The 18,512-nt window shown below is 69.8% G+C and carries 15 protein-coding genes; 7 read left to right on the plus strand and 8 right to left on the minus strand.

All coding sequences use genetic code 11. From position 1 onward, the window contains the following. Positions 1-3: 3 nt before the first annotated feature. The 6 genes from BN1701_RS20660 to BN1701_RS20685 all read right to left on the minus strand — a co-directional run bounded on the left by BN1701_RS20660 (position 4) and on the right by BN1701_RS20685 (position 9,238). Positions 4-1,560: a class I SAM-dependent methyltransferase gene (locus BN1701_RS20660; RefSeq protein WP_054051327.1), complete on the minus strand. Its 1,557-nt coding sequence runs from the start codon at positions 1,558-1,560 to the stop codon at positions 4-6. A gap of 174 nt (positions 1,561-1,734) precedes the next feature. Further along, positions 1,735-2,595, minus strand: a complete 861-nt coding sequence (locus tag BN1701_RS20665; RefSeq protein WP_054051328.1) for a phytanoyl-CoA dioxygenase family protein — start codon at positions 2,593-2,595, stop codon at positions 1,735-1,737. An 18-nt stretch (positions 2,596-2,613) separates the two neighbouring features. After that, positions 2,614-2,856 carry a phosphopantetheine-binding protein gene (locus BN1701_RS20670; protein WP_054051330.1) on the minus strand — a complete coding sequence of 81 codons (243 nt, stop codon included), beginning with the start codon at positions 2,854-2,856 and terminating at the stop codon, positions 2,614-2,616. A gap of 84 nt (positions 2,857-2,940) precedes the next feature. Continuing rightward, positions 2,941-4,542, minus strand: a complete 1,602-nt coding sequence (gene cmdF / locus BN1701_RS20675) for a tyrosine 2,3-aminomutase (protein ID WP_054051332.1) — start codon at positions 4,540-4,542, stop codon at positions 2,941-2,943. Beyond that, positions 4,529-7,693: an AMP-binding protein gene (locus BN1701_RS20680; protein WP_067520818.1), complete on the minus strand. Its 3,165-nt coding sequence runs from the start codon at positions 7,691-7,693 to the stop codon at positions 4,529-4,531. The genes cmdF and BN1701_RS20680 overlap by 14 nt, the downstream gene beginning before the upstream one ends. A gap of 135 nt (positions 7,694-7,828) precedes the next feature. Beyond that, a complete protein-coding gene (locus tag BN1701_RS20685; protein WP_231949662.1) occupies positions 7,829-9,238 on the minus strand; it encodes an NAD(P)/FAD-dependent oxidoreductase in 1,410 nt (469 codons plus the stop codon). Between the two features lie 187 nt (positions 9,239-9,425). Between BN1701_RS20685 and BN1701_RS20690 the strand changes: the two genes are divergently transcribed. The 6 genes from BN1701_RS20690 (at position 9,426) to BN1701_RS20715 (ending at position 14,835) form a co-directional block, all read left to right on the plus strand. Beyond that, positions 9,426-10,241 (plus strand): class I SAM-dependent methyltransferase, encoded by an 816-nt coding sequence (locus BN1701_RS20690; protein WP_054051334.1) that lies wholly within the window; start codon positions 9,426-9,428, stop codon positions 10,239-10,241. A gap of 137 nt (positions 10,242-10,378) precedes the next feature. Next, on the plus strand, positions 10,379-10,720 hold the full coding sequence (locus BN1701_RS20695) for a YciI family protein (RefSeq protein ID WP_054051335.1): 342 nt from the start codon (positions 10,379-10,381) through the stop codon (positions 10,718-10,720). 11 nt (positions 10,721-10,731) lie between these two features. After that, a complete protein-coding gene (locus BN1701_RS20700) occupies positions 10,732-11,973 on the plus strand; it encodes an RNA polymerase sigma factor (protein WP_067520821.1) in 1,242 nt (413 codons plus the stop codon). A gap of 108 nt (positions 11,974-12,081) precedes the next feature. After that, on the plus strand, positions 12,082-13,317 hold the full coding sequence (locus BN1701_RS20705) for an acyl-CoA dehydrogenase family protein (protein ID WP_054051338.1): 1,236 nt from the start codon (positions 12,082-12,084) through the stop codon (positions 13,315-13,317). A gap of 156 nt (positions 13,318-13,473) precedes the next feature. Then, positions 13,474-14,004, plus strand: a complete 531-nt coding sequence (locus BN1701_RS20710; protein ID WP_082859963.1) for a helix-turn-helix domain-containing protein — start codon at positions 13,474-13,476, stop codon at positions 14,002-14,004. Between the two features lie 537 nt (positions 14,005-14,541). Beyond that, positions 14,542-14,835, plus strand: a complete 294-nt coding sequence (locus tag BN1701_RS20715; RefSeq protein WP_054051340.1) for a type II toxin-antitoxin system Phd/YefM family antitoxin — start codon at positions 14,542-14,544, stop codon at positions 14,833-14,835. Positions 14,836-15,078: 243 nt separating this feature from the next. On the opposite strand, the gene BN1701_RS20720 is transcribed toward BN1701_RS20715, so the two are convergent. Together BN1701_RS20720 and BN1701_RS20725 are read right to left on the minus strand one after the other, a co-directional pair. Beyond that, positions 15,079-15,513, minus strand: a complete 435-nt coding sequence (locus BN1701_RS20720) for an SgcJ/EcaC family oxidoreductase (RefSeq protein WP_054051342.1) — start codon at positions 15,511-15,513, stop codon at positions 15,079-15,081. A 27-nt stretch (positions 15,514-15,540) separates the two neighbouring features. After that, entirely contained in the window at positions 15,541-16,716 is a 1,176-nt protein-coding gene (locus tag BN1701_RS20725) for an acyl-CoA dehydrogenase family protein (protein ID WP_369800579.1), read from the minus strand. A 213-nt stretch (positions 16,717-16,929) separates the two neighbouring features. Here BN1701_RS20725 and BN1701_RS20730 point away from each other — a divergent pair, with 213 nt between their 5' ends. Then, on the plus strand, positions 16,930-18,474 hold the full coding sequence (locus BN1701_RS20730) for a 4-hydroxyphenylacetate 3-hydroxylase family protein (RefSeq protein WP_157368132.1): 1,545 nt from the start codon (positions 16,930-16,932) through the stop codon (positions 18,472-18,474). Positions 18,475-18,512: the final 38 nt, after the last annotated feature.

Genomic DNA, 18,512 nt, shown 5'->3' on the forward strand with positions numbered 1-18,512 from the left:
TAACTACTTCTTAACTGCGGTAAAGAACGCGAAGCTGCCCGGGCCGCTGAGGTCGCGAACCTCCATCCCCGCGTCGGCCAGCCAGCCGCGAATCTGCTCGCGGGTGAAGAGCAACATGCCCTCCGGCCTGCTCGGGAAGTGGTGCGTGCGCTGGAAGAACTCGGCGATCGGGTCCTCTTCCCAGACGAACGTCATCGCGGTGAACGTCCCACCCGGACGCAGGCACCGGCCGACCTCGGCGATCGCCTCGCCCACCTGCTCGGGGAAGGCCTGCAGCGCGTTCCAGCAGGTCACCGCGCCCAGGCTGCCGTCGTCGAAGGGCAGGTCGAGCGCGCTGGCCAGCACGGCGGGCACCTTCGGCAGGCGCCTGCGCATGACGGCCAGCATGGACAGTCCCGTGTCGACCACGATCACCCGATCGTGACCCACCGTGTCAGCGAGCACCGCGGTCCAGCGGCCGGTCCCGGCGGCCAGGTCCAACACCGGGCCCTCGACCGGCGCCACGTGACTCGACAGGTAGGCGTCCTCGTCGGCGATGGACACCTCGTCGCCCCAGTTGGATCCCGCGGTGCGCAGGAACGCGGGCCGCAGCACGGACTCGTAGTACAGCCCCATGCTGGGCATCTCGGCGAGCTTCTGCAGCAGGTTCGCCGAGTTCTCCACGTCCACGGCGGACTCGGCCGGGCTGATCCCGCCGGTGAGGTCCAGGATGCCGCCCGCCAGCGGGTAGGACACCGCGCAGGCCGCGCAGTCGCCGCTGCCCTCGACCACCGTCAGCGGCCCGTGGCACGACGGGCAGCGCAGCGCGTAGGCGTGCGCGGCGTGGATGGACGCGCCCGGCTCCGGGGCGGTCGGCCACAGGTCCGCGGGTACCGACAGCACCGCGTCCTCGACGACGACCTTGTTGTTGAGCGCCGACCAGATGGCCTTGCCGCCCGCGTAGGCCAGCATGGTGTCGACGTCGTAGCCCCAGTTCACCTCGATCTGCTCGGGGGTCAGCGCGGCGATCCAGCTGCGGTCGAACGCCTTCTCGCCCTCGTCGAGCTCCCACACCGACGGCGACGGCCACACCCGGCCCAGGTCCGGCGAGCGGTCGGTCGGGTCGAGCAGCACCATGGCGCGGGCCAGCCGGGTCGCGTCCGGAACGCCGAGGCCGACGCCTGCGACACCAGCAAGGATCTCGTCGCGGCGGCTGGGGAACTGCGACAGCAGGTACAGCACCGGCGCGGTGTCGATGTGCGCCGGTCCGACCCGGCGCAGCAGGTCGAGGTAGCCGGGCACGCCCGCGGCGACGGCGGCGTTGACCGGGCCGCCGGTCTCCCGGCCGCCGGTCTGCGCGAGCACGCCGAGCAGCACCAGCAACCTGCCGCGGCGGTCGTCGCCCGCCTGGTCGAGCGCCAGGATCAACGCGGGCACGGTGTCCTCGGCGGCGGCGGTCGGCACATCGGCGGACCACACCGCCGCGACCAGGTCCAGATAGGCCGCGTTCAGCTCCCGCGGCACGGCGGCGGTGTAGGACTTGACCAGCTCGTCGATGTCCGGTCGGCTCGAGGAAGACATGCGCGGGTCCCTTCCTGGGAATGGGGTCGCCACCATGGTGGCATCGGCGGGTGCGCCCGGCGTCTCTTGCCGTGCGCGATTTCCTTGCGCCGCAACAAGATTCGCGCGCAAGTCCACAACAGACGAAGGCGCCGCCCCAGCGTCGGGGCGGCGTCGTCGATGTCTCGGCCAGGCTCAGGCCACTTCGCGGGAGATTCCGTCGTACCCGTCCTCAAGGGCGAGATAGGGGTCGTCCATCTCCAGCCAGCCCAGCCCCGGCGGGCAGCGGTCGTACCCGAGCAGCCTGCGGACCTCCTCGGGATAGGCCAGCACCATGTCCTTGGGCACCGCGAGGTACTGGTTCTCCTCCTGGCGCAGGTTGCCCAGGTCCAGCGCCAGCGTCAGGCCGGTGCGCGGCTTGTCGCTGACGTTCTTGCCGCCGCCGTGGTAGACCCCGCCCAGCCAGATCAGGCCGGAGCCCGCGGGCATCTCGGTCGGGTAGGTCTCCTCGGCGGTGGGCGCGCGCTCGTCGTCCCAGTGGTGGCTGCCGGGGATGACCAGCGTGCCGCCGTTCTCGGCGGTGAAGTCGCTCATCGCCAGCATGAGCTGCACCCGGCTGGTGGGCCCGGGATGGGTGCGCAGGTGCAGCGCGTCGTCGCGGTGCAGGGGCTGCTTGCCCTGCCCCGGGTGGATCTGAATGAGCTGGGTGCCGCTGATCTGGATCGTCGGCACCATCTCGACCCGCTTCTTGCCGATCCACATCGGGGTCGGCACCTGCATGATCGCCCTGGCGGGGCCGAGGTAGAGCGGGTGGGTGATGGCCGAGGTCAGGTGCGTGGTCCGGCCGAACAGCGACGACACCCGCCGCGTCCTCGTGCCGTTGTACCAGTCCTCGCCGTAGGCCTGGGCGTCGAGCGCGGGGCCGAGATCGGCCCAGAGCGCGGAAAGGGTGTCCTGGTCGACGAAGTCCTCGACGATGATGCCGCCGTCGCGCCGCAGGATCGCCACGACGTCGTCGAGTTCGGCGTCGGGGCCGACCCTGGTCAGTCCAGTCATGGTGCGCCGTCCCTCCGCTCAGGCTGCCTCGGCCTCGGCGGCCTTGGCCTGCACGGTGCGGATCAGGGCGGCCAGGTTCGGGTCGTCCTCGAAGATGTCGCCGACGTCGACCAGCACGTCGAGTTCGTCCTCGATGCGCGAGACCAGCCGCACCGCCGAGATCGACTCGCCGCCCAGCTCGAAGAACGTGTCGTCCTCCTGCCCTGCAGGCACGGTCAGCACCGCTTTCCAGATCTCGGCGACCTTGTTCTCGATACTCATCTCTTCCTCCTGATCCACACTGACGGAGTTGCGACGACCAAAGGGGAGGGAGGCCCGTCCCGTCCTCCCTCCCCGGCTCCGGCCTCAGGCCAGGTCGACGTTGGCCGACTTGGCGGCCGCCAGGAACTCGCCGCGCGACAGCGCCGCCGCGACGATCTCGATGTCGTCGGCCATGTAGCGGTCGACCTCCAGGGTCGGCACCAGGGCCCGGACGGCGTTGTAGGCGGCCTTGCCCGCCGGGCTCAGACCGGCGTAGCGGTTGGACACGTCCACGGCCTGCGCCGCGGCGAGGTACTCCACGGCCAGGATGTAGTTGTTGTTCGCCAGCACCCGGCGGGCGTTGCGGGCCGCGATCAGGCCCATGCTGACGACGTCCTGGTTGTCGCCGTTGGACGGCACGCTCTGGATGCTGGCCGGCCCGATGGTCCGGTTCTCGGCCACCAGCGCGGTCGCCGGGTACTGCGCGCCCGCGAAGCCGCTGTTGAGGCCCGGCTCGCCGGAGGCGACCAGGAACTCGGGCAGGCCCGACAGGTAGCGGTTGAGCAGCCGGTTGGTGCGCCGCTCGGAGAACACGCCGAGCTGGGTGAGGGCGATGGTGGCGTAGTCCATGGCGAAGGCGACCGGCTGGCCGTGGAAGTTCGCGCCGTGGAACACCTCCTTGCCCTCGAAGAACAGCGGGTTGTCGTTCGACGAGTTCAGCTCGATGTCGACGGTGTTCGCCGCGAAGTACAGCGTGTCGCGGACCGCGCCGACGACCTGCGGGATCGCGCGCAGGGTGTAGGCCTTCTGGATGTAGACGTCAGTGCGGGAGACGTCGCCCTTGGCCTGCTCCTGGGCCTGGGTGCGCAGCGAGGCGTGCGAGACGGCCAGCGCGCTGCCGTCGAGCAAACCCCGCATGTTGGCCGCGTTGTCGATCTGGCCCCGGTGCGGGCGGGCGATGTCGTGGCCCTCGGCCTGGAACGGGCTCAGCGAGCCCTGGAGGGTCTCCACGACCAGCGCGGTGACGATCTCGGCCTGCCGGACCTGGTCCATGGCCCGGCTGACGACCAGGCAGCCAAGGCCGGTCATGGCCGAGGTGCCGTTGATCAGCGCCAGGCCTTCCTTGAACTTCAGCTGCAGCGGGGTGACGCCGTGCTCGCGCAGCACCGGGGCGGTCTCGGTGCGGCGGCCGTTCTTGAGCACGTAGCCCTCGCCGATGAGCGAGCTGGCGATGTGGGCGAGCGGGCCGAGGTCGCCGGAGGCGCCCAGCGAGCCGATCTCCGGGATCGCCGGGGTGATGCCCAGGTTCAGGTACAGGGCAAGGCGCTCCAGCAGCTCCGGGCGGACCGCGGAGTAGCCCTTGGACAGGGCGTTGAGCCTGGCCGCGACGATCGCGCGCGCCTCGTCCTCGGCGAACACGGGCCCGACGCCCGCGCTGTGGCTGCGGACCAGGTTGGTCTGCAGCTCGGTCTCCTTGGCGGTGCCGACGAGCATGTAGATCATCTCGCCGTAGCCGGTCGTGACGCCGTAGACGGGGATGCCAGCCCGAACGGTGTCCTCGAACTGCTGCCTGCTGGCGGCGGCCCTGGTCAGCGCGGCGGGGGCGACGCGGACCGGCGTGCCGTCCTCGGCGATGCGGCGGATGTCGAGGATTTCGACGTTCTCACCGTCGAAGTCAACGGACAGGTTGGTGTCAAGCAGTGTCACGGTCTTCACCCCGTAAGGTTGCGGCGGTCAGGGAAACTCTGTGCGTTTCGACCAATGTGGACAAACCGGCCACCGTTGGTGTGGAAAGGAATTCGCGCATCGGCACCTCGACCCCGAACCGCTCGTGCACCCGCTCGAGCAGTATCGGGACCTGGAGCGACCGTCCGCCCGCGGCGAAGAACGACTCGTCGGCCGAGCCTGCGCGCACGCCGGGGAACCCGGCCCACAGCGCGGCGACTGCCGTTCGCACCGGTGTCTCTGGCGTCCGGGCCGGACCGACCGGCGCCGCGGCTGGTTCTGGCAGCCGCCGCCGGTCCACCTTCCCGCCGATACCGCGCGGGAGGCCGATCATGGTGTGGAACGACACCGGTGGCATCGCTTTTCCGAACCGGGCGCGCAGCGCCGACCGCCACGCCGCGGCCGAGCCGATCGCCGCGCCCGCTTCGTCGCGGCACGGCACGACGTAGCCGACCAGCCTGCTGACCAGCCGGTCGGAGGTGGTCACCGCCACGACCGCGCACTCGGCGACGGTCTCGTGCGCGGCCAGCGCCGCCTCGATGTCGGTCAGCTCGACGCGCACGCCGTTGAACTTGATCTGGAAGTCCTTGCGGCCCCGGAATTCCAGCACCCCGTCGCGACGTCGAGCGGCCAGGTCGCCGGTCCGGTAGCACCGGGTGCCATCGAGGTCCAGAGTGGACAGTGGGGCGAACGGCGCTTCGTCGGCGGCGTCGCCGAGGTAGCCGTCGGTCAGGTAGGGGCTGCGGATGACCAGGTTGCCGGTGACACCCGCCGCGCAGGGAACGCCGCGGTCGTCGAGGACCAGCACGTGCCTGCCGGGGATGGAGCGGCCGATGGGCGCGGTGCCGTGCAGGTCGGCGGTGACCTCCAGCCAGGTGGCCAGGATCGACTCGGTGGGACCGTAGAGGTTGATCAGCCGCGCTCCCGGCAGCGCCGCCCGCAGACCGTTGGCGACGTCGGCGGGCAGCGCCTCGCCCGCGAGCAGCACGTGGGTCAGCGTGTCCGGCACGACGCCGCGCGAGTCCATCGCCACGAGCACCTGCCTGGCGAAGCTCGGCACCGTCTGGAACACCGTGGCCCGCTGCTCGACCAGCCAGTCGACGATCTTCTCCGGGTTGGCCCGGATCCGGTCGGGCACCAGGCACAGTGTCGCCCCGGCGACCAGTCCGGCGAAGATCTCCACCAGGGCGGCGTCGTAGCCGGGGGCGGCCCACTGGGCCATCCGAGTGCCGGGGCCGATCCTGAACTCGCGGGAGAACCAGGTGACGAACTGGGCCAGCGTCGTGTGCGACTGCGGGATCCCCTTCGGCTTGCCCGTCGACCCGGACGTGTAGGTGACATACGCCCGCGCCCCGCGCAGGCTCGGCACCGAGGGCCGCGGCTCGTCGTCGGGCTCCAGGATCGAGGCGTCGAGGACCCAGCCGCCGTACTCGCCCAGGTACCACTGGACCAGTTCGTCCTCTTCCGGGTCGCCGTCGACCACCAGGCACACCGGCCGCAGGTCCGCCAGCACCGCCTTGCCGCGCTCGCCCGTGTCGCCCTGGCCGAGGCAGGCCAGGTGCGCGCCCGCGTCGAGCACCCCGATCACGGCGGCCACCTGCAGCGGGCCGGACGCCATCCGGACCACCACCGGGCTGCCCGCGACGATCTCGTCGGTGACCAGCGCGGCGGTGATGATCGCCGCCTGCTGCTCCAGCGCCCGGTAGGTCGTCTCCTCGGTTCCCATGCTCAACGCGATGTCGTCGGGCCTGCGCAGCGCCTGGGTGTGGAACAGCTCGTTGGCGGGCCGGGCCGCGGGGGCCGCCGCGGGGATCTGGTCGGCCGCGCGCACCGCCTCGGCCAGCCGGTCGACACCCTCCAGCGGCACGTCGGCCAGCGGCCGGTCCGGCTCCCGCAGCGCCGACACCAGGAACACGTGGAACTGGCTGAGCAACCGCTCGCCGCCGTCCTCGTCGAACAGCGCCGACCGGAACTCCAGCGACCCGGCGATCTTCGCCTCACCCGGCCGCACGGTCAGGACCAGGTCGGCGCGCGCCGAGCAGTTCTCCACCATCCGCGGCGACACCGCCGCGCCGGACAGCACGAGCTCGGCGCGCGGCTTGTCGTGGCAGACGAACAACGCGTCACAGAGCGGGAACCGGTCGGCGTCCCGCTCTGTCCTGGTCGCGGCGACCAACTCGGCGAAGGGCACGTCCGCGCGGGCCTGCGCCTCGGCGACCAGCGCGCCGACCCGGCTCGCCAGTTCACGCAGCGACGGGCGGCCGGACAGGTCCACCGGCAGCGCGAGGGTGTTCTGGAACGCGCCGACCACCCCGGTGAAGTCCGGCGGGCGCACCGACACCGGGCAGCCGACTGCGATCCGCTCGTCGCCGCCGTAGCGGCCGAGCAGCGCGGCGAACGCGGCCAGCAGCACCGGGAACACGCCATCGGTGAACTCGCCGAGCGGGCGGGTCACCTCCGGTCCCCACTCGAAGCGCAGCACCTCTCCCGCCGCCGCGGCGTGCGGCGGACGCGGGCGGTCGACCGGCAGTGTCGGCGCGGGCGGCGGCGGGGTCAGCGCCGCGGTCCACCACTTGAGCCGCTCGGCGAAGTCGGGCTCGGCGACCTGGTCGCGCTGGGCACGGGCGAACGCGGTGTAGGCAGGCAGCGGCCGGGGCCGTTCGGACTCCCCGCGCAGCGTCGCGGCGTAGGCGTCGGACAGCTCTGCCAGCACGATCGACACCGACTCGTCGTCGGCCACCCCGCGGTGCAGCCGCAGCACCACCGCGTGGTCCCACTCGCCGAAGCGGGCCACCGCGAGCCGGGCCAGCCTGCCATCGAGCCGCAGCGGGGTGGCGGCTACCTCGCGTGCCCACTCGGCGACCGACTCCGGCTCGGCGGTGACGTCGACGAAGTGCATCGGGTCGCCGTCGACCGCGATGATGGCCGACGGCCGCCCGGCCGCCGTGGTGAAGCTCGTGCGCAGCGCCGGGTGCCGGTCCACCACCGTGTGCCACGCGGTGCGCAGCGCGTCCAGGTCGAGTTCGCCGGTCACCTGGTAGGCCAGGCACACCGAGGCCGCCGCGGACTCGGCGTCGAGCTTGGCCAAGTACCACAACCCGTCCTGGATGGCGGAGGTCACCGACTGCGACATGGGGCTCACCGTTCTATCGTCGGGCTCGGGCGGTCCGCGCCGCATCTCATGATCTGCGCAGACTTCCCTTGCCGCACAAGCGAAATCTCCCCCGTCAGGAGTAGACGGGGGCGATTGCGCGGTCGCGGCGGGAGGCTACGCGGCCTTCTTCTCGGTCGACCAGGTCTCGACCGGGATGATCGGCACCAGCGCGGGCGCGGGTGTCTTCTTCGCCGGGCCGCGCAGCGCGTTCCACAGCACCCTGGCGATGAAAGCGGGCTTCTGCAACGACTCCGGCCGCTCGATCAGGCCTGCGGTGCGCATGTACGCGGCGGCGACCTTCTTGTCGCGCGTCGCGGCGATCTGCACCAGCTTGAGGAACTTCTGCGCCATCTTGACCTCGCGGGTGCGCTCGCCCTCGACCCCGGGGAAGCTGAGGTCGATGATGTTGGTCATCTCCCAGGCCAGGTCGATGACGTTGCGCGCCAGGTCCTCGAAGTACAGCTTCGGCTGCGGGGCCGCGCCGCTGTGCAGGTGGTTGCGGATCGTCAGCGCCGAGAGCGCCGAGACCGTCATGCCCTGCGCGTAGACCGGGTTGAAGCAGGTCACCGCGTCCCCGACGACCAGCAGGCCGCCCGGCAGCCGGTCCAGCTTCTCGTAACGGCGGCGCAGCGTGGTGGGGAAGCGGAAGGCCACCGGCTCGTCGAGCGGCTCGGCGTGCTGCAGCGCCTCCCAGATCTCCGGCGCGGCCAGGGTCTTCACGAAGTCGTAGAAGCCCTGCTGGTCGGTGGGCGGGTGGTCGCCGAGGATGCCGTAGGCGGTCAGCTCGACCCGGCCGCCGTCGGTCTTGGTGAAGATCGCGCCGCGCGGGAGCTTGGCGTTGGCGACCGGGTTGATCGACAGGTCGTGGCCGTACGGGTCGGCCTTGAGGCGGTAGTGCTGGGTGACGTAGCCGAGGCCGACCTTCTTGCTCTCCTCCTCGACCCTGCCGTAGCCCAGTTCCTCCAGCCACACTGGGCTGCGCGAACCGCGGCCGGTGGCGTCGACCACCAGGTCGGCGTCGATGGCGCGCTCCCGCTTCTGCCCGTGCGCCTGCACCCGGACGCCGGTGACCGTGCCCTTGTCGGGCGTGGTGGTCAGGCCGAGGATGTCGTGCTCCTCGACGAAGACGACGTTGGGCAGCGCGGCGGTGCGCCTGCGGATGTGCTTCTCCAGCATCGGGCGGCTGGCCGAGACACAGGTGAGTCCCGCGGCCTGCTGCTGCAGGCGCACACCGTTGAAGTACCAGCGGACGTCGCCGCACAGGTCGCCGGTGGGCACGCCGTCGGCGAAGATCTCCTTGGTGATGCCCGGGTAGAACTCCTCCATGACCTGCTGGCCGCGAGCCAGCAAGCCGTTGATGTGCTTGCCCTGCGGGCAGTTGCGCCGCGGTCCGGCCACACCGATCAGCTTGTCCCGGTCGATGATCTGGACCTCGTCATAGGCGTCGGCGAGCACCCTGGCCGCGAACAGGCCCGCGATACTGCCGCCCAATACCACCGCGCGAGTCTTGGTAACGTCGCTCACGGAATCTCCTTGACTTTCGTATCCCCAATCACAGCCGGTTCCCATCATCACGATGACACCAATACCAGGCACCTCTTTGATTGCCGAGTGGACAGACCGACATCGCGGCAATGGCGGAGATGCCCGCGGGCGCGCGTGGCGAGAACCATGGAAGGCCGTCGTACCCGCGCGCTGCGAACGGAGTCCCATGACCATCGACCCGGCCGGAATCGGCGAGCACTACGACGAGCGGTCCCCGATCGAGGACGAGATCCGCGACGGGCAGCTGCACATGTGGTACTGGTACGACCGCGAGGACCCGGCACCGCTGACCGAGGCGCTGCACCGGATCACCCGCAAAGTCACCGCCACACTGGGTTTGCGGGCGGACGAGCACCTGCTCGACGCGGGCTGCGGCCCCGGCGAGACAGCGATCTATGTGGCCAAGGAGTTCGGGGCGAAGGTCACCGGGATCAGCGTCAGCGGCTTCGAGATCGACAAGGCCAACGAGCGCGCCGCGGCCGCGGGCGCCGAGGGCGTCGACTTCGAGTACGGCGACTTCGCCGAACTGTCCTATCCGGACAACACGTTCGACGCGGTGCTCGCACTGGAGTCGCTGCAGAACGCCGTCGACCTCGGCCAGGTGCTCGACGAGTTCTTCCGGGTGCTGCGGCCGGGCGGGCGGATCACGTTCTCCGACTTCAGCCGGGGCCGCGACGGCGACCCCGCGCGGCTGGCGAAGTTCATGACCACCCTCAAGCTCGCCGAGCTGCCCAGCCTGGAGCAGTGGGTGCGGCTGACCGAGGCCGCGGGCTTCGTGGTCGAGGAGTTCACCCAGTGCGGGCCGCGGGTCTACGGGATGAAGGCGAAGTACCTTGAGGAGGCCATGCACCGCCGCGAGGGGATCGCCGCGAAGTTCGGCGACAGCGCGGTGACGGACTTCTCGCGCAAGAACATCGGCTTCTACGCACCCCGCAAAGATCAGGTCGGATACGTGATCATCTCAGCTCGCAAGCCGTACTAGGGACGCTAGGGTCGGATGGTCTGATCGGCGTAGTCGAGGCCCGTGCGAAAAAATCTTCGAGGACGTTGTCGATTCCCGGGTCGACCGCTCGTCGTCAGTGTGTAGGCCAACCGAAACGGACCTGAAGGGAGCCAGTCATGGCTCAGTACGCGATCCTGCTCTACTCCCCCGCCCCCGCCGACCCGATGGACGTCGGCGAGGACATGATGGCCCAGCACGAGGTCTTCGCCGCCGAGATCGAGAAGCGCGGCGTGGAGATCCTCAACCCGCAGGCCCTGCAGGCCAGCACCACCGCGACCGCGATCCGCGGCGGCGTGCTCACCGACGGCCCGTTCGTGGAGTCCAAGGAGGTGCTCGCCGGGTTCTTCGTGCTGGAGGCCAAGGACCTCGACGAGGCCCTGGAGATCGGCAAGCTGGTCCCGGTCTCGGCTGGCGGCGGCGTCGAGGTGCGCCCGCTGTTCGAGCCCCCCGCGGAGTAACGTCGGCGCACATGACGCCGATCGACCAGGCCGTGGCGGACGCGCACCGTCGCGAGTGGGCCTTCGTGCTCGCCGCGACGGCGCGGGTCGCCCGCGACATGGACCTCGCTGAGGAATGCGTGCAGGAGGCCTACGCCACCGCGCTGAAAGTCTGGGCCCGCGACGGTGTCCCGGACAATCCGGGCGCCTGGCTCACCACGGTCGCCAAGCGCACCGCCCTTGACGTGCTGCGCAGGCAGAACGTGTTCCGCTCGAAGCTGCCCCTGCTCGTGGAACCGGACGAGACCGATATGGACGAACTCTCCGCGGACTGCACCGGCGACGTGATCCCCGACGACCGGCTGCGGCTGATCTTCACCTGCTGCCATCCCGCCCTGGCCACCGAGGCCCAGGTCGCGCTCACCCTGCGCCTGGTGTGCGGCATCAGCACCGGCGACATCGCCAAGGCGTTCCTGGTCACCGAACCGACCATGGCCGCCCGGATCACCAGGGCGAAGAAGAAGATCTCCGCCGCCCGCATCGCCTACCGCGTCCCCGACGCCTCGGAACTGCCCGACCGACTCGACGCCGTGCTGACTGTCATTCATCTGCTGTTCACCACCGGGTACACGTCACCCTCCGGCGGCGACCTGGTCCGCGAGGACCTGATGCTGCGCGCGCTTGACCTGACCCGGATGCTGCGCGACCTGATGCCCGACGAGCGCGAGGTCTGGGGCATGCTCGCGCTGCTGCTGGTCACCGACGCCCGCAAGGCCACCCGCACCGACGCGGACGGCCGCCTGCTGCTGCTGGAGGACCAGGACCGGGCCGCCTGGGACCGCGACGAGATCGAGGAGGGCCACCGCTTGGTCCTCGACGCCCTGCGCGGCGGTCGGCCGGGCCGGTTCGCCCTGCAGGCCGCGATCGCCTCGCTGCACGCCATGGCGCCAACGTACGCCGAGACGGACTGGCCCCAGATCCTGATTCTCTACACCGAACTGCTCAAGGCGTGGCCGTCGCCGGTGGTCGCCCTCAACCGGGCCATCGCGGTCGCGATGGTGCGCGGCCCCGGTGACGGGCTGGCCGAGCTGGAGTCCCTGGAGGCCGACGGCAGGCTCGCGGGCTACCGCTACCTGCCCGCGGCCAAGGCCGACCTGCTGCGTCGGACGGACCGCCTGACCGAGGCGGCGGCGGCGTACCGGGCCGCGCTCGAACTCTGCGAGAACGAGGCCGAGCGGGCTTTCCTCGAAGCCAGGTTGCAGGAGGTCAGCTAGCGCTGCGTGCGCGGAAGACAAGCAGTGCGGAAGATGCGTCGGCGCGGCCGCCGCTGCCAGGCTAACGACACGGTTCCTGTCCGACGACAGCAAAGGACCAGCGCCGCGATGTCTGTCACCGCGATCGTCCCCGCCACCGGCCCGCTGCCGCCCGAGCCCGGGCTGACCCCGGCGGAGGTGATCGCACGGGCGCGCGCGCTGCTGCCGCTGCTGGTCGAGCAGCGTGCGGCCGTCGAGCAGCGGACGTACTACTCCGCCGAGGTCCATTCCGCGTTCCAGGACGCCGGTTTCTACCGGTTACTCGTGCCCGCGCGCTACGGCGGGTACGAGATCGGCCTGGAGACGTTCATGCAGGTCGTGTCCACGCTCGCCCGTGCGTGCCCGTCCACGGCGTGGATGTTCTGCCTGGGCGCGGTGCACGCGGTCCCGGCGGCCACCCTGTTCGACGAACGCGCCCAGGACGAACTGTTCGCCGACGGCGACTTCATCGCACCCGCCACCGTCATCCCCAGCGGCACCGCCCGCCGCGTCGACGGCGGCTGGCTGCTCGACGGCACCTGGGCCTACTGCTCCGGCGCCCCGTACGCCACGCACTTCATGGGCCACGTGGTCGTCGCCCCCGACGGCGGCGAACCCCGCCCGATCATGTTCGTCATCCCCCGCGCCCAGTGGCGCAGGCTCGACGACTGGGGCGACCAGATGGGCCTGCGCGGCAGCGGGTCGCACAGCATCAAGGTCGAGGACAAGTTCGTCCCGGACCACTACTTCCTCGACACGCACATGAGCATGTACACCGTCAGCGCCGACACCCCGGGCGTCCGCCTGCACGCGAACCCGCTCTACGGCGGCGGCCCGATGAGCTTCATGCAGTTCGAGGCCGCGGCCCTGGCGGTCGGCATGGCAACGGGCGCCCTGGACAGCTACGCCGACTTGATGCGAACCCGGATGACGTCGTTCCCACCCATCGCCCTCCGCGCCGAAGACCCGGACTTCCAAATCTGGTACGGCGAAGCCGCGGGCCGCATCGCCGCGGCCGAGGGCGCGCTGCTGAGCGGGATGCGCCAGTGGACGACGCTGGCCGAGACCGGTCCTGAGTCCTTCACCCGCGAGGAAGAGTGGCGGATCGCGACCATCTGCCGGGAGACCGTCCGGCTGTCGTGGGAGGCCGTCCACCGGTTCCTGTTCCCGACCGCGGGCTCCAGCGCCGTTCGCGCGGGGCATCACATCGAGCGGGTCTGGCGGGACATGTCGATGATGCAGAGCCACGCGGGCATCTCGATCGTGTTGACCACCATGGCCAATCGGGAGCTGGCCAAGGCCCATTTCGGCATCGCCGACCACTGACCTTTCGCCGCCAGGGCGGGTCACCCCCGCCGCCCGCGGACCCCATTCAGGGGACGCGCGGGCACTGGGACCCGGCGGCCCTCCATCCGAGGGCTACCGGGTCCCTTCTTGCGTTGACAGTGGTCGCGTGATAGCGGATCCGCTATCATTGAGGTCATGTCGGCAACCGCACCTGAGGATCGGGCCACGGCCGCTCGACTCGTCGCGACAGCCCGTGGCAAGCGCGGACTGTCCCAGCGCGAACTCGCGGCCGCGGCGGGCGTTCCCCAGTCGACCGTGTCGAAGATCGAGTCCGGACAACGTCAGCCGTCGGTCGCCATGCTCGAACGGCTGATCGCGGCCGCGGGCTTCCAGGTCGCGACCCAGCTCGTGAACACCGTTCGACCGTCTGTGCTACTGGAACAGCACAGCTCGGACGTCGCCCGAGTGTTCGCGCGCTACCCAGTCTCCGCCGCCTGGGTCTTCGGCTCCGTCGCCCGTGGGGACGACGGGCCCGATTCCGACCTCGACCTACTGGTCGAACTCACCCCCGGCGCGTCCTTCGCCGACATCATCGGACTCGACGACGAGCTGTCCGAACTGTTGAGCTGCCCCGTCGACGTCGTGATCACTACAGAACTCGACTCCAACGACCTGTTCCGCCGAGGCGTCAACCGCCACCGCCGCCAACTCATCGTCGCCGCGTGACATGAACGAACGCACAGCCGAGCAACTGCTCTACCTCGACGCAACCTTCCGACAAGTTCTCCTCGAGGAGATCGACTCCGCCCGCTCATCGCTTGAACCCGGCGACAGGAACTGACTGAACGACGCCTGCTCGGGATGGCGCCTGCGGTGTCGGTGGGTACCTGTTTGGGTGGTTCGCCTTGATTCGGGGACCCCGAAAATGGGCCTGTGCGGGTCAAAAGGCGAGGTCAAGAAGACTCACCCGCACCGCGAGTTTAGGCCCATTTACCCCGAATCAAGGCGAACCACCCAAACAGGCCGTTTCGTTTGGCCCCCTTGCGTTTCGGGCTGATCGAGGCCCATCTCCGGTCGTGGCCTTCGCGATGACGAGTGGCGGATCGCGACCATCTGCCGGGAGACCGTCCGGCTGTCGTGGCATCGATGATGCAAAGCCACTCGGGTCTGATCCGAGCCCCTCGATCCGGCCCGGTCCTGATCAGCGCGTAAGCCCGTCTCACCGAGTCGGCAGTAGGCGATGATGGCGATAATATTGAGCCCATGACGCCACATGGAGCGCCCAAGGCTCCGGAGAACCCGAACGAGGTCGGTGTCCACGCACTGCGAGACGGGCTGAGCAAGTACCTCGCCGTGGTCAAGTCCGGCGGCACCGTGACGGTGACTGAGCACGGCCACGCCATCGCCCGCCTCGTCCCGGTGAACGGACCGAGTGTCCTGGAACGGCTCATCGCGGAGGGAACCGTCCACATGGCAGCGCGCCCGAAACGGTCACGGCCCACCCCCGTACAGGCCGACGGTACCGTCAGCGATCTGGTGGCGGACCAGCGCAGGTGAATGTCTATTTCGACACCTCGGCGTTCGTCCCACTGCTCATCGCCGAACCGAGCACCACACGGTGCACGGACTTTGGGAGCAGGCCCGGGCCGTCATCGCGTCGCGCCGACTCTTGTGTTCGCGAGCGGGGACCGCAAGCTGATCCAGGCGTGCACATCGCTTGGTATCAACACCGCCGACGTCAATCGGACCTGACACCGCGGTGCCCCAGCCCGAACTCAGGCTGGGGCACGCGAACCGCGCTTACGCGGCGCTCTTCTCCGTCTTCACGCCCTCCACCGCGTCCCGCGGGCTGTTCTGGTACGCCGCGAGCTTCCACTCGCCGTCGACCTTGACGACCACCCAGGCCGCGCGGATGGCGGCCGAGTCGGCGACCTCCGACTCGCCCGCGTCCAGGACGCCGCCCTGGGAGAGCAGGATCGCGGCGTCGCGGCCGAGGGGGCGCATGTCGACGGGCTTGCCCGTGACCTGGGTTCCTTTGTAGACACCCGCGAACGCCTTCTCCATGTACGCCTGGATCTCCGTCTTGCCCTTCTTGAACAGGCCAGGCAGCACCATGGTGCCGTCCTCGGTGAACACGCCCGCGAAGGTCTCGGCGTCGGCGTAGGCCCACGACGAGATGACCTTCTGGGTCAGCGTCGCGATGGCGACCTTGTCGCCGTCGGTCAGTTCAGTCATGCCACTTCCCTTTCCAGGTCCCGAGAATCAGATGTAGAGCGTGTTCGGCTCCAGGCCGCACAGCACCCGGCCGTACAGCTCGAAGTTGGTGTTCGGGTGCATCAGCGCGTGCAAGTTGACCGCCTGGATGTCGCGGGAGATGCGCTGGATCGGGATGTCGCTGTAGATCGACGACCCGCCGCTGGCGGTGGCCAGGATGTCGATGGCCTCCTTGGTCAGCCGGATCACCGCACCCATGTCGGCGCGGGCCCGCGCGCGCTCCTCCAGCTTCCATTCCTCGCCGCCCGCGGTCTTCGAGTCGACCAGGTCGGCCAGGCGGAAGGCGTGGAACTCGGCCTGGTCGATCTTCAGCGTGGCCTCGGCGACCTGCAGGTGGGTGATCGGCGCGTCGCGCTGGCTGTCGTAGCCGGTGTAGGTGATCTTGCGGTTGGGCAGGCGGTGCAGGAACGCGTCCCGGGCCGCGCGGCCCAGGCCGACGATGGTGCCGACCGAGGAGGCGGCGGCGACCGGCATCAGCGGGGAGCGGTAGATCGAACCGTCGGCGTTGAGCTGCGAGGCGCCCTGGCCCGCCAGGACCGCGGGCAGCGGCAGGACGCGGTCCTGCGGGATGAACAGGTCCTTGGCGACCGTGCTGACGCTGCCGGTGCCCTTGAGCCCGAAGGTGTGCCAGTCGTCGACGATCAGCAGGTCGGTGATCGGGACCAGGGCCATGATCGGGTACGGCTCGCCATCGGCGGGCACGTAGATGGCGATGATCTCCTGCCACTGCGCGTGGTGCGCGCCGGAGATGAACTGCCACTTGCCGTTGACCACGACGCCGCCCTCGGCGGGCGCGGCCATCGCCGACGGGCTCAGGGTGCCGCAGACGCGGGTGTCGGCGTCGGCGAAGACCTCGTCCTGGACGTGGTCGGGGAAGTGGCACGTCATCCAACCGGGGATCCAGTACACCGCCGCCACCCACGCCGCCGACCCGTCGGCGCGGCCCAGTTCGGCGGCCACCTCGACCAGGGTGCGGGTGTCGGCCTCGTAGCCGCCGTGGCGCTTGGGCCTGCGCAGCTTGTTGAACCCGGCCTCGGCGAGAGCCTCGACCACATCGTCGTGCAGACGCCGGTTCTCCTCGGCCCACGCCGCGTGCTTGCGCAGCAGCGGCGCCAGGGCGGTAGCCCGCGCGACGAGCTCCTCCCTGCTCGGGATCTCGGTCATGGCCATGTCCTCCTACGGTTCACGGGTATGCGGCCGCCACCGAAAACCGTCTCACCCGACCGCGGCCGCGGCACCTTCCGGACTGCGGAATGGCGTTGTCCCACAATGCATGTCCGCACTAACAGAGAAGGCTGACCCGCGCCAGGCTGCCAGGATCGAGGTCTCAGCGCACGCCCGTTTGCCCGCTGCGGCCGCGAAAAGAGGGACAGTCCGGTGACCGACCACACGACCCGTCCGCTGACCGGCGACGAATACATCGAAAGCCTGCGCGACGACCGCGAGATCTACATCTACGGCGAGCGCGTCAAGGACGTCACGACGCATCCGGCGTTCCACAACCCGATCCGGATGACCGCGCGCCTCTACGACGCGCTGCACGACCCGGCGCAGCGCGATGTGCTTACCTGCCCGACCGACACCGGCGGCAACGGGTACACGCACCGGTTCTTCACCACCCCGCACAGCGCTGAAGACCTTGTCGCGCACCAGAAGGCGATCGCGGCGTGGTCGCGGCTGAGTTACGGCTGGATGGGCCGCACGCCGGACTACAAGGCCGCCTTCCTCGGCACCCTCGGCGCGAACGCCGAGTTCTACGAGCCCTTCGCCGACAACGCGCGGCGCTGGTACAAGGAGTCGCAAGAGAAGGTCCTCTTCTGGAACCACGCGATCGTGCACCCGCCGGTCGACCGCAACCTGCCGCCCGACCAGGTCGCCGACGTGTTCGTGCACGTGGAGAAGGAGACCGACGCTGGCCTGATCGTCAGCGGCGCCAAGGTCGTAGCGACCGGGTCCGCACTGACGCACTACAACTTCATCGCCCACTACGGCTTGCCGATCAAGGACAAGAAGTTCGCCCTGGTGGCGACCGTGCCGATGGGCGCGGCCGGGATGAAGCTGATCTGCCGCCCGTCCTACACCGCCCAGGCCGCGGTGATGGGCAGCCCGTTCGACTACCCGCTCTCGTCGCGAATGGACGAGAACGACACGATCCTGGTGCTGGACAAGGTGTTGATCCCCTGGGAGAACGTCTTCATCTACGGCCACCTCGGCAAGGTGCAGCTGTTCACCGGCCGTTCCGGCTTCCCCGAGCGGTTCACCTTCCACGGCTGCACACGCCTGGCGGTCAAGCTGGAGTTCATCGCGGGTCTGCTGGCCAAGGCGGTGGAGATCACCGGCACCAAGGACTTCCGCGGCGTGCAGAGCCGCATCGGCGAGGTCTTGGCCTGGCGCAACCTGTTCTGGGGCCTGTCCGACGCCGCCGCGCGCAACCCGGTGCCCTGGGTCAACGGCGCGGTGCTGCCCAACCCGCAGTACGGGCTGGCATACCGGTGGTTCATGCAGATCGGGTACCCGCGGGTCAAGGAGATCATCGAGCAGGACATCGCCAGCGGGCTGATCTACCTCAACTCCAGCGCCGAGGACTTCAAGAACCCGGAGATCCGGCCGTACCTGGACAAGTACGTGCGTGGTTCCAACGGGATCGAAGCGGTTGACCGGGTCAAGGTGATGAAGTTGCTGTGGGACGCCGTGGGCACCGAGTTCGGTGGGCGCCACGAACTCTATGAGCGCAACTACGCGGGCAACCACGAGGCCACCCGGGTCGAGCTCTACAGCTCCCAACTGGCCGACGGCAAGATCGACAGCTACAAGGCGTTCGTCGACCAGTGCCTGAGCGAGTACGACCTCGACGGCTGGACCGTGCCCGATCTGTCCGACTTCGCCGAACTCCGCCAGTTCCGCGACGGCCTCAACGGCTGAGTCCGCCACCCCGATGGTTCCCGACGTCATAGGAGCAA

Origin of the sequence: Alloactinosynnema sp. L-07 (assembly GCF_900070365.1) — a bacterium.
Lineage (GTDB): Bacteria > Actinomycetota > Actinomycetes > Mycobacteriales > Pseudonocardiaceae > Actinokineospora.

Bases quoted from the DNA above. Each gene is read 5' to 3' on its own strand.
- BN1701_RS20680 (WP_067520818.1), bottom strand. From the start codon at position 7,693: ATGTCGCAGTCGGTGACCTCCGCCATCCAGGACGGGTTGTGGTACTTG.
- BN1701_RS20720 (WP_054051342.1), bottom strand. From the start codon at position 15,513: ATGACTGAACTGACCGACGGCGACAAGGTCGCCATCGCGACGCTGACC.
- BN1701_RS20690 (WP_054051334.1), top strand. From the start codon at position 9,426: ATGACCATCGACCCGGCCGGAATCGGCGAGCACTACGACGAGCGGTCC.
- BN1701_RS20695 (WP_054051335.1), top strand. From the start codon at position 10,379: ATGGCTCAGTACGCGATCCTGCTCTACTCCCCCGCCCCCGCCGACCCG.
- BN1701_RS20710 (WP_082859963.1), top strand. From the start codon at position 13,474: ATGTCGGCAACCGCACCTGAGGATCGGGCCACGGCCGCTCGACTCGTC.
- BN1701_RS20715 (WP_054051340.1), top strand. From the start codon at position 14,542: ATGACGCCACATGGAGCGCCCAAGGCTCCGGAGAACCCGAACGAGGTC.
- BN1701_RS20700 (WP_067520821.1), top strand. From the start codon at position 10,732: ATGACGCCGATCGACCAGGCCGTGGCGGACGCGCACCGTCGCGAGTGG.
- BN1701_RS20660 (WP_054051327.1), bottom strand. From the start codon at position 1,560: ATGTCTTCCTCGAGCCGACCGGACATCGACGAGCTGGTCAAGTCCTAC.
- BN1701_RS20670 (WP_054051330.1), bottom strand. From the start codon at position 2,856: ATGAGTATCGAGAACAAGGTCGCCGAGATCTGGAAAGCGGTGCTGACC.
- BN1701_RS20725 (WP_369800579.1), bottom strand. From the start codon at position 16,716: ATGACCGAGATCCCGAGCAGGGAGGAGCTCGTCGCGCGGGCTACCGCC.
- BN1701_RS20705 (WP_054051338.1), top strand. From the start codon at position 12,082: ATGTCTGTCACCGCGATCGTCCCCGCCACCGGCCCGCTGCCGCCCGAG.
- BN1701_RS20665 (WP_054051328.1), bottom strand. From the start codon at position 2,595: ATGACTGGACTGACCAGGGTCGGCCCCGACGCCGAACTCGACGACGTC.